Source organism: Mesorhizobium sp. 1M-11, assembly GCF_001303895.1.
Taxonomy (GTDB): domain Bacteria; phylum Pseudomonadota; class Alphaproteobacteria; order Rhizobiales; family Rhizobiaceae; genus Mesorhizobium.
Window position 1 is genome coordinate 1 of record NZ_LJSD01000049.1, and the last position, 10819, is coordinate 10819.

The 10819-nt window shown below is 58.4% G+C and carries 7 protein-coding genes, 1 pseudogene and 1 other annotated feature; of the genes and pseudogenes, 3 read left to right on the top strand and 5 right to left on the bottom strand.

All coding sequences use genetic code 11. The annotated features are described in order from the left end of the window. The first annotated feature begins 115 nt into the window (after nucleotides 1–115). Together istA and istB are read left to right on the top strand one after the other, a co-directional pair. Nucleotides 116–1682: pseudogene (istA, locus tag AO692_RS19625) on the top strand (IS21 family transposase). Continuing rightward, nucleotides 1615–2343: an IS21-like element helper ATPase IstB gene (gene istB / locus AO692_RS19630; RefSeq protein WP_054308547.1), complete on the top strand. Its 729-nt coding sequence runs from the start codon at nucleotides 1615–1617 to the stop codon at nucleotides 2341–2343. Before istA ends, istB begins: the two are co-directional and overlap by 68 nt. Before the next feature lie 990 nt (nucleotides 2344–3333). On the opposite strand, the gene AO692_RS19635 is transcribed toward istB, so the two are convergent. Together AO692_RS19635 and AO692_RS33165 are read right to left on the bottom strand one after the other, a co-directional pair. Then, a protein-coding gene (locus tag AO692_RS19635; RefSeq protein ID WP_152979893.1) for an IS3 family transposase occupies nucleotides 3334–4565 on the bottom strand; the annotation gives its coding sequence in 2 pieces (ribosomal slippage) (nucleotides 3334–4274 and nucleotides 4274–4565; 1233 coding nt in all). After that, nucleotides 4165–4281, bottom strand: a sequence feature (AL1L pseudoknot). It overlaps the preceding gene by 117 nt. Before the next feature lie 704 nt (nucleotides 4566–5269). Further along, the gene (locus tag AO692_RS33165; protein ID WP_161808093.1) at nucleotides 5270–5431 is read right to left on the bottom strand and encodes a hypothetical protein; all 162 of its coding nucleotides are present in this window, start codon (nucleotides 5429–5431) and stop codon (nucleotides 5270–5272) included. Nucleotides 5432–5523: 92 nt separating this feature from the next. Between AO692_RS33165 and AO692_RS19650 the strand changes: the two genes are divergently transcribed. After that, nucleotides 5524–6537 (top strand): phosphatase PAP2 family protein, encoded by a 1014-nt coding sequence (locus AO692_RS19650; protein ID WP_054311744.1) that lies wholly within the window; start codon nucleotides 5524–5526, stop codon nucleotides 6535–6537. Between the two features lie 82 nt (nucleotides 6538–6619). Here the strand turns inward: AO692_RS19650 and AO692_RS19655 are convergent, their stop codons facing one another. The 3 genes from AO692_RS19655 to AO692_RS19665 form a co-directional block, all read right to left on the bottom strand. Beyond that, nucleotides 6620–7927, bottom strand: coding sequence for an HlyD family type I secretion periplasmic adaptor subunit (locus AO692_RS19655; RefSeq protein ID WP_054311745.1), 1308 nt, complete (start codon nucleotides 7925–7927; stop codon nucleotides 6620–6622). Then, nucleotides 7924–9672, bottom strand: coding sequence for a type I secretion system permease/ATPase (locus AO692_RS19660; protein ID WP_152979894.1), 1749 nt, complete (start codon nucleotides 9670–9672; stop codon nucleotides 7924–7926). Before AO692_RS19660 ends, AO692_RS19655 begins: the two co-directional genes overlap by 4 nt. 31 nt (nucleotides 9673–9703) lie before the next feature. Beyond that, a partial coding sequence (locus tag AO692_RS19665; protein WP_210168303.1) for a calcium-binding protein occupies nucleotides 9704–10819 on the bottom strand: 1116 nt, incomplete at its 5' end.

Genomic DNA, 10819 nt, shown 5'->3' on the forward strand with positions numbered 1-10819 from the left:
TGTGTTTCGGCGTGGAATAAGGACCCCGTTTCAGGGGTGACCGGCGTCCAAAAAGGACCCCTGTAACGCAGGGTTGTCACACTGCCTTCGGTTTCATCGGGGGCATTTGTTTTGGATGTTGGTTGTGGAGACGATTGCGAAGATACGTCGGCTTTCGCTGGTCCAGGGGAAGTCGATCAAGGAGATCTGCCGCGAGTTGAGGATATCGCGGAAGGTTGTCCGGAAGGTGCTGCGGTCGAACGCGACGGAGTTCCGTTACGAGCGTGAGCATCAGCCGATGCCAAAGATCGGCCCCTGGCAGGATCAGCTCGACGGGCTTTTAGGTGGCAATCACGGCAAGGCGGGGCGCGAGCGGCTAACGCTGATCCGAATCTTTGAGGAGCTCCGCGGTCTCGGATACGACGGCAGCTACGACGCGGTTCGCCGATACGCCAAGAGCTGGGCGAAGGCGCAGGGATCAGCGACGGCGGAAGCCTATGTGCCGTTGTTCTTCGCGCCGGGTGAAGCCTACCAGTTCGACTGGAGCCACGAGATCGTCCTCATCAATGGCGTGACTGTGACCGTGAAGGTTGCCCATGTCCGGCTTTGCCACAGCCGCATGATGTTCGTCAGAGCCTATCCGCGCGAGACGCAGGAGATGGTGTTCGACGCGCACGACCGGGCCTTCGCCTTCTTTGGCGGCACCTGCACGCGCGGCATCTACGACAACATGAAGACGGCGGTTGAGACGGTATTCGTCGGCAAGGACCGGCAATACAATCGCCGCTTCCTGCAGATGTGCAGCCATTATCTGGTGCAGCCGGTCGCCTGCACGCCGGCGTCGGGCTGGGAGAAGGGTCAAGTCGAGAACCAGGTCGGGCTGGTGCGCGAGCGCTTCTTCACGCCGCGGCTGCGCTTCAAATCCTATGAGGAACTCAACGCCTGGCTGCTCGACAAATGCATCGCCTACACCAAGACGCACCGTCATATCGATCAGCCGGAGCGCACGATCTGGGAGGTGTTCGAGGAGGAGCGCGGCAAACTTGTCGAGTATCGCGGCCCCTTCGACGGCTTCCACACGGTCCCCGCCTCGGTATCGAAGACCTGCACGGTGCGCTTCGACAACAACAAATACTCGGTGCTGTCGACTGCCGTGGGCCGACCGGTCGAGATCCAGGCCTATGCCAGCAGGATCGTCATCCGGCAGGATGGCGTTGTCGTCGCCGAACACGCCCGTTCGTTCGGGCGCGGTGAGACCATTTACGATCCCTGGCACTATGTCCCCGTGCTCGCCCGCAAGCCCGGCGCATTGCGCAATGGCGCGCCGTTCCAGGACTGGGTTCTGCCCTCGGCGATGGAGCGGACCCGGCGCCGACTGAAGTCCTCGGATGACGGTGATCGCCAGATGGTGGCGATCCTGGCTGCGGTGTTGACCGACGGGATCGATGCCGTGGAGGCCGCCTGCCAAGAGGCGCTCGACCAGAACGTCTGCTCGTCAGCTGTCATCATCAACATTCTGGCGCGGCGGCGCGATCCGGCGCCAGCCATCACCATTCTCACCCCGGACGCTCTTCGCCTGCGCCATGAGCCGCAGGCCGACTGTGCCCGCTACGACAGCCTCAGGAGGGCAAGCTGATGGAACGCACGCAGGTTCTGGATCTGATGGGAACGTTGAAGCTCTACGGCATGCGCAGTGCCTATGACGAGGTTATGGCGACCGGCATCAAGCGCCAGCACGAGCCGCCGAGGATCGTCGGCGATCTGCTGTCGGCCGAGATCGCCGAGAAGCAGGCGCGCTCCATCAAATACCAGCTCACCGTCGCAAAGCTGCCGATCGCCAAGGACATCGAGGAGTTCGACTTCGACGGCACGCCGGTCAACGAGGTGCTGGTCAGGGACCTTGCCAACGGCACCTTCGTCGCCGACCAGCGTAACGCCGTTCTCATCGGCGGCACCGGAACCGGCAAGTCACATCTGGCGATTGCCCTTGCCCGATCCCTCATCCGCAACGGGACGCGCGGTCGCTTCTTCAATGTCGTTGATCTCGTCAACCGGCTCGAGACCGAGCACCGCGGTGGCAAGCAGGGCCGTATCGCTGACTACCTGACCCGATTGGACTTCGTCGTCCTCGACGAACTCGGCTATCTGCCCTTCGCGCAAGCCGGCGGGCAGTTGCTCTTCCACCTGATCAGCAGGCTCTACGAGCGCACCTCGATCATCGTCACCACCAATCTGGCGTTCGGCGAATGGCCCGCTGTCTTCGGCGACGCCAAGATGACGACGGCGCTGCTCGACCGGCTCACCCATCACTGCGAGATCATCGAGACCGGAAACGAATCCTGGCGATTCAAGAACCGCGCCTGATCACCCCATAACGCCGATCCGCGCTCGCCGGCCTGCGCAACCCAGACCAGCTTCGCCCGGCGAGCGCTAACCGTGGTGCCCTACAGGGGTCCCTTTTGCGCGCCGATCCAGGGTCCCCATTCCAGGCCGATTGACACACGTGCGTTCGCTGGGGCCAGCCCGACATCTGAAGTAAGGGGGTGAAAAGATAGCCGGGCAGGCATGCTGATGCGATTATCGAGAGGGCGCATCAGCCGCCGGCTTAACTGCGTCGGCTACATTCGGTTCAAATTAATTGTCGGGGCTTTTCGGCTCGCCGCGAACTGCTATCGTGGCCATGCGCCTCGCAGCGCGGCGGTCGGCTGGTTTCCCCTCCAAGGTGAAGTAATACACCTAGCCGGCCGCTTTCTTACAAGCGAGAACGGCGCCTCGCATTCGGTAACGAAGGCGGCCTCTATTGCAATTGCCGTTTGCGCGCTCTTGGCTTGCCAGGCCTATCGAGATGGTCCGCGCGCTGCGTGAACTTCACACAGAGATCGCCAACGAGCTACCACGGCGCAAGGCTTGCTGACCTGTATAGGCCCCCGGCTCCGGCCGGGGTTTTGGTTTCAGCTCCGCAGAATCTTGAAACCAAACACAGCTCTGATATTTTAGCGAAACCTAACCTGTGATGACTGCGCCGCCTTCGGTTCTCCAAGGCGGCGTTTTTTTTGGAACAACAGCAACTCCACGCAGTTTTCTGGGCGCTGATGGACCCTCTCCAGCAGCGATCCGGGCCGGTCCGATGTGAGTCCACACTCCTGTCGGGCCGGTTCCGAGCGGACGGCGTGAGAGTTCGATCAACTCCGCTTCGTCGCGTATGCCGAGTTGGTAGTTCGCTATGCATCGCCATTTAAGTCAGACGACTTTCGCTCAATGTACAGGCTCAGAGATTCGATAATCTCCTGCTCATCGAAGACCCCTTGGGCAAACTGAACCGCCCCGGGTTTTCCGGAGGCCGTTTCGTTTGAGTCACGCGGCCATGGCTGGTTCTTCCAGCATGGCATAGTAGCGTTCCTCGGCTTCGGCCGGCGGGATGTTGCCGATGGGCTCCAGCAGCCGGCGATTGTTGAACCAGTCGACCCATTCCAACGTCGCGAACTCGACGGCCTCGAACGAGCGCCATGGTCCGCGTCGATGGATCACCTCGGCCTTGTAGAGGCCGTTGATCGTTTCGGCGAGAGCATTGTCGTAGCTATCGCCGACACTACCCACCGAAGGCTCGACGCCGGCCTCCGCCAAGCGCTCAGTGTATCGAATGCTGACGTACTGGCTGCCTCTATCGCTGTGATGGATAAGCCCGCCTCCCTGCACAGGCCGCCGATCATGGAGAGCCTGTTCCAGAGCGTCCAGAACGAAGCTGGCATGCGCCGTCCGGCTCACCCGCCAGCCAACGATCCGGCGAGCATAGGTGTCGATGACAAAGGCGACATAGACGAAGCCCGTCCAGGTCGCGACGTAGGTGAAGTCGGAGACCCACAGCATGGTCGGCGCCGGGGCATGGAACTGGCGATTGACGTGATCGAGAGGGCATGGTGCCGCCTTGTCGCTCACCGTGGTGCGGATCGGCTTGCCACGGATGATGCCTTCGAGGCCCATGGCCTTCATCAGGCGGGCAACCGTGCAGCGGGCGACATCGAAGCCCTCGCGCTGCAATTGCCGCCAGACCTTGCGAACGCCGTAGACGCGGAAGTTCGCCTCGAACACGCGTCGGACCTCATCCTTCAAAGCCTCATCCCGCTTCGCCCGAGCCGACAGCCGGGAGGGATCGATGCGCTTGGCGACATGGTCGTGGTAGGTCGACGGGGCGATCGGCAGCACCTTGCAGATCGGCTCGACCCCATGCGCCTCGCGGTGATCGTCAATGAATGCGATCATGGCTTGAACCGGCGGTCGAGCTCCGCCTGGGCAAAATACGCGGAAGCCTTGCGAAGGATTTCGTTGGCCTGGCGAAGCTCGCGGTTCTCGCGTTCCAAAGCCTTGAGTTTCGTCGCCACATCCGTAGGCACACCGGCTCGCACGCCACTGTCGCGCTCGGCCTTCTTCACCCACTCATGCAGCGTCTGCGCCGTGCAGCCGATCTTGGCGGCGATCGACGACACCGCCGCCCACCGCGAGGCATGCTCGCCTTCGTGATCCAGAACCAGCCGCACCGCACGGGCTCGGACCTCGGGAGAGAACTTGTTGGTCGTCTTGCTTGTCATGGCTCCACCTTCTCAGGAGTTGGAGCCTCCGGAAAACCCGGGGCGGTTCAAACAGATCCATCGTTGCCTTTGCAAGATCTTCAGCGGCCGGGCTACCGGCACAATAGCCATGTTCGGTGCAGAGATCGTCGTAGATGTGTTTGAGAGCTTCCATGTCGCCCGGATAAGCGATGCCGCTTCCTGAGCGATGCAGAACGGCCATACTTACCTCCTCAAGGTATGTTCGAACGTTCGGAATGGTTGGCGACCCAACCACCGCTAGGATCACCCAATACAAGAGGCGTCGTTAAGTTCCCAAATGTGAAGGCTGAAACGCGAAACCTGCACAGCCGCCAGCAATCCTGCCGCGCGATTCCTCGGACTAGAGCCCCAACGGCCGCCGCGAGAGCTCGATCAGTTCCGCCTCGTCTCTGATGCCAAGCTGGTAATTCGCGATGATCCGCGCGGCGTGCTGCTCTCTGTCACTGACGTTTTCGAACGTGCGGCAAGTTGCCTCGAATCCCCCTCGTCAGCAGGGTAATTTCTTCAGGCTGAAACACTCCCGCAACATCGAGCATTTGACGCATAGGCATGGCATGTTTCCCTCACCGGACACCGTACGTCCACACGGCGCCGGCAATGGTCAATCTCGCTTTTCACGCGTCCTCATTCTTCGTGAAACACTCGCGCTATCTAATCGGAAGGTTGCTTCATCAAACATGAAATCATGTGCGATCGCCGGTGGACAGAAAGACCTCGACCGGCATTCCCAGCGTGAGGGTTGGCTGGTTGAGCGTTTTTGCTTCCTCGGCAGGTATTTCTACCCGCACCGTGTAATAGGACACGCCCGTACGGTGATTAGTTGTTAAATCGGCCTTCGCAGCCATCAATTAGCATCTAGCTGTTTTCAGTATTGTAACAACTTCCGTGATATTCGATGCGGCATACATAATCTGGACTTCGATAAACTGAGCTTACCATGACGAAAGTCGATTCAATTGAGCTCAACGATGTTGAGCTCGCACAAAGCGATGCTGCGACGAGATGGTCCATACGCCTGCTCATGTTCATGGCGGTGTATATCGCAGCGGCGGCCCTCTACGATCCAGCGTCGTTCCAGAGCGTTGCCCCCATGTATCTGGAAAAGATGGTGGTTGCGCTGATTGTGCTGTTGCCGGCAGGGCTTAGCGTGAAGGCACTGCTTTATGGACGTGAAGCACCTCTGCGATACGCGATCGAAACCTTCCGCGAACGCGGCATCATATTCATGCTGATTGTTGGTTTGTTCTTCGCTGGCTTAGTGGCATTCACGACCTTCAAGAACAATATTCCCAACATCATTCCGTTTTATGCGGATGTCTGGATTTCCCAGACGGAGCGTTGGCTGTTAGGCAGATCTCCTTGGCGCTACACTCACCAGATCAGGAGTGAGATCTGGTCGCAATTTGTCATTCATTGCTACGTTGTCATCTGGTCGTTGCAGTGGTTTGGGACAGTGTTCTTCGTCGCGTTATGGTCAGATCGCCTCGCCAGAACTAGGTATTTGTGGGCGATTGCACTAACCATCGTCATCATTGGCACGGTGATGGCTACGTTGCTGTCTTCTGTAGGTCCCATCTTTTATCCAGATATCTACGGTGGGCCATACTTCGGTGAGCTGAAATCCAGCTTGCGGGATAAGCCATCAACGGAGATCATCCGTATCACGGCATCATACCTCCTGGAGGCATACCGTTCCCGCGAAGCCGGCTTTGGCACCGGAATCTCAGCAATGCCCAGCATGCATATCGCCATCGTCGTCCTGAATGCCTGCCTGTTATGGTCGATCAATCGGGCCGCTGGGGTGTTCGCGTGGCTCTTTGTGCTGCTGATCTACTACACATCGATCTATACCGGCTGGCACTACGCCGCAGATGGCATCGTGAGCTTCCTGGTCGTGTCGATAATCTGGTGGGCGACAGGCCGTTTGGTCGTGTCTAGCCGATGCGGCTGACTCGCAAGAGAGGGACATTCGAAAAAGCCGGCTTGGAGGTCGCGAAGGCTATTTCTGATGTGTTTCCAGTCAACCGGAGAGATTAGTCTTCGCGGAACGCTCGTGATATCTGGTCGGAAAGAGGCTTCATCAAATACGAGATCATCGTGCGTTCGCCGGTGGACAAAAAGACCTCGACCGGCATTCCCGGTGTGAGCGTCAGTTGATCCAGCTTTTTCACCTCGTCGGCGGGAATCTCAATGCGCGCCGTATAGTAAGCTGCACCGGTGCGCTGATCGGTCGTCAAATCAGCGGATACCCTCGTAACCAGGCCATTGAGTACGGGCGTTGTTTGCCGGCTGAAAGAAGAGAGATGGAGACTCGCATCCTGCCCGACAGAAACCTGATCGATGTCCTGGGGGGCGACACGCGCCTCTACCGTCAGCCGATCGGCAACCGGAACGATCAGCATGATCTGTTCGCCGGCGGAAATCACGCCGCCCACCGTGTGGGTAGAAAGTTGGTGGACTACGCCTGACTGTGGGCTACGCAGGTCGATGCGCTTCAATGCATCTTCAGCAGCAACCTTTCGCTCCGTCATTTCGCCAATCTTTGCGCGCGCGTCTCGCAATTCAGCAGCAACTTCGGATCTCATATCCTGGTCGATCTGGATGATCTGGAGATTGATTTCCGCGACCTGCCCTTTCGCCTGTGCGATGGATGCGGTGAGTTGACCAAACTCACCTTCGAGCCTGACTGCTTCGCGCTCAAGCGCTGTCATTCGTTCGATGGAAACAAGTTTCTGCGCCCAAAGAGATCTGATGCCATCGAGCTCTTTTGCGATCAGCTTAATTTCTTCCCGCTTCGCATCACGCTGTTGTGTCAAGCCACCGATCTGTTCATTCAGTTGAGCTATACGTTCGCGCAATTGTGCCTTCTGTCCAAGGCGAGCTTCCTTACGCAGTTGAAACAATGAATGTTCGCCGCTGATCAGCTTGGCGAGGTCGGTCGGATCTTTCGAGAATTTAAGCGAGGAGACGTTGAGGGTCTCCAGATTATCGCGTTCCGCTTCCAGCCGCGCTACGCGAAGGCTGAGTTCGTCAAGGCTGTTGTCGACAATTGATAAGTTCGCACGTGTGACGGTTTCGTCGAGTTGAAGCAGTACGCTGCCGGCCTCGACCTGATCCCCTTCGCGCACGTTGATCTTTGCAACAACACCACCGGTAGGATGCTGCACCTTCTTGACGTTTGAATCGACCACCAAGGAGCCTGGAGCGATGACCGCACCGGAAAGCTCAGTCATCGCGGCTATGCCACCAACACCGCCAATGAGTAGAACGCAGGCGCTGACCGCGACAGTCAGATAGTGCCGAATGGTCTTTTCAGTCGCTTCTGCTGGATGCAGGGTCACAGGTCACCCTCACCGGCCCCGGCGACGACCTTTAATGCAGCCGGCTGTTGAGGTTGTCTTGTCGTCTTGTTCAGAATCTCAGACTTGGGTCCGAATGCTTGAATCCGCCCACTAGCCATAACCGCAACCAAATCCAAACTGGCTAGAGCGCTGGGCCTATGAGCTATGACAATCGCTATGCCTTGCCTGCTGCGAACTGCCTGTATTGCTTTTGTAAGTGCCGCTTCGCCCTCGGCATCGAGGTTGGAATTGGGTTCGTCGAGGACCACCAGGAACGGATTGCCATACAAAGCCCGGGCCAATGCAACGCGTTGGCGCTGCCCCGCCGACAAGGCTGAACCGCCCTCTCCCACCTCGGTGTCATAGCCGTTCGCTAAGTGCACGATCATGTCGTGGACACCGGCCTGCGTGGCCGCGTCGAGGATTGCGGGTCCGGATGCTTGCGGATCAAAGCGCGCGATGTTCTCAGCAATAGTTCCGCTAAACAGCTGAACATCCTGGGGCAGATAACCAATGTGTTTTCCCAGGTCTCCTGAACTCCATTGGTCGAGACTGGCTCCGTCCAGTCGCACGGTCCCAGCCGCTGGTAACCAGATGCCCACGAGCGCTCGCGCAAGAGACGATTTGCCGGACGCGCTGGGGCCGATGATACCCAGGCCGTCTCCGGCAGAGAGTGCGAAGGTAGCATCGCGCACCACAAGCTTTCGGTCTCCGGGAGGGGATATGGAAACCCCTTGGACGGAAATCGATGCGTTGGGTTGCGGCAACACAAGTGTTGTCTGCTCTTCCTTGAAGATCGACAGCAGTTGCGTCAGCCGCGACCAGCTCTGGCGCGCAAATACAAAGCCCTTCCAATGGCCGATTGCGAGTTCCACCGGAGCGAGTGCGCGCCCCATCATGATCGAACTTGCGATCATGATGCCCCCGGTGGCCTCTTTCTGGATCACCAGATAGGCACCGATCGCAAGCATGCCGGACTGTAGCATCATGCGAAGGATCTTCGAGGTCGTACCAAGTGTTCCGGCGACGTCGCTGGCCTTAGCGTGCGCGTGTAGATAATCGGCATTGATCTGGGACCAGCGCTCAGCGAAACGGTCGCCAAACCCCATCGCTTGGAGAACATCTACGTTTCGCCGAGTAGATTCAGCCAAAGCGCTGCGGGTGGCGGCATGTCCGCTTGCCAGATGTGTTGGCCGTTTTGTCAGAAGCTCTGCCAGCAACGTCAATCCAAATAGGATGACGGCGCCTAAAAGCGCCGTGACGCCGATCCAGAAATGGAACAGAAAACAGATTGCGATGTAGAACGGCATCCACGGCAGATCGAAAAGTGCCGTCGGGCCTGCGCTCGATAAAAAAGAACGGACCTGGTCGAGATCCCTGAAACTCTGCAATCCATCGCCCGAAAGTTTGGTGTGCAGTGGCAGCCGCATCATTGCGATATAGACGGAGCCGGATGTCCTAAGGTCGAGCGCAACGCCGATACGAACCAGAAGACGGGACCGTATCAATTCCAGGATGCCCTGGAAGGCATACAGAAACGTCGCAAGCATTCCTAAGCCAACAAGTGTTGGCACGCTGCTGCTTGGCACGGCACGGTCATAGACCTGCAACATGAAAAAAGAGCCGGTCAGTGCGAGAATGTTGATGATCGCGCTGACAAGACCAATGCCAGCGAATGCACTTCGAAAGGAGAGCAGAGCCGCCGCGAGTGTTGTCCGCGGCGACTCCTGAGGCACATCAGTCACGTCACCAATTCCCCACCTCTGCAATCATCCGTCAGGAAGAAATGAACCGGAAATCGTCCTGGTGAAGATTGGCCAAGGTAACGTTTTTAAGCGTCAGTATGTTGTTTAGGTCGTGCGTAATGATCGTGTCATTGCCCACCTGGGTTGCTGCAGCAAGAACGGCAGCAAAGTTGTCGAACACATCAGTGGAGAACTCAACCACGTCCGCGCTCGCCTGTCCGGCAACAAAGTCGGTTATCTGATCTAGGCCAAAGCCTGACTTGAAGATAAAAGTGTCGCTACCGGCCCCGCCAGTAAGTGTGTCATTGCCAGCCCCCCCGGTTATAATATCGGCAACATTGAATCCGGTGATGGTATCGTTGCCTGTCGTCGACGCCTCTGTCAGGAGCTTCGACCGAACATCGGCTATCGTCCAGACGACGCCGCTGGCAAAAGTGATCTTTTCGACACCTCTTCCATAATAATCGTCGAGCGTGTCCTTCAGCAGCACCGAGCCGCCGTCACCGGCACCTGGCGCGCTTTCGGCGATGACGATGGTGACGTCATTGCCATTTCGCACCAGCGAAACGTCGGCCGGATTGATGTCGGTGAAGACAAGCCGGTCGTCGTAGCCATTATTGAGATATTCCACGATGGTGTCGTGGCCGTCGCCGCGGCTGTAGCGGAAAGTATCGTCCCCTAAGAAGCCGACCAATGTGTCGTCCGCTGCCGTGCTGGTCAGCAACATGTCGCGCATCTGCGCTGGGGTCCACGTCGTACCGTCAGCGAAGATGACCTTTTCGACGCCACGACCGTATCGATCGTCGAGCGTGTCCTTCAGCAGCACCGAGCCGCCGTCACCGGCACCTGGCGCGCTGTCGGCGATGACGATGGTGACGTCATTGCCATTTCGCACCAGCGAGACGTCGGCCGGATTGATATCGGTGAAGACAAGCCGGTCGTCGTAGCCATTATTGAGATATTCCACGATGGTGTCGTGGCCGTCGCCGCGGGCATAGACATAAATGTCGTCGCCCTCCGCTCCATCGATCGTGTCATTGCCGGCACCGCCGGTTATGGTGTCGGCGACATTAAAGCCCGTGATGGTGTCGTTGCCGGCCGTCGAGGCCTGAGCCAGCAGCTTCACCCTAAGGTCAGCTCCGATCCA

Bases quoted from the DNA above. Each gene is read 5' to 3' on its own strand.
- istB (WP_054308547.1), top strand. From the start codon at position 1,615: ATGGAACGCACGCAGGTTCTGGATCTGATGGGAACGTTGAAGCTCTAC.
- AO692_RS33165 (WP_161808093.1), bottom strand. From the start codon at position 5,431: ATGGCTGCGAAGGCCGATTTAACAACTAATCACCGTACGGGCGTGTCC.
- AO692_RS19650 (WP_054311744.1), top strand. From the start codon at position 5,524: ATGACGAAAGTCGATTCAATTGAGCTCAACGATGTTGAGCTCGCACAA.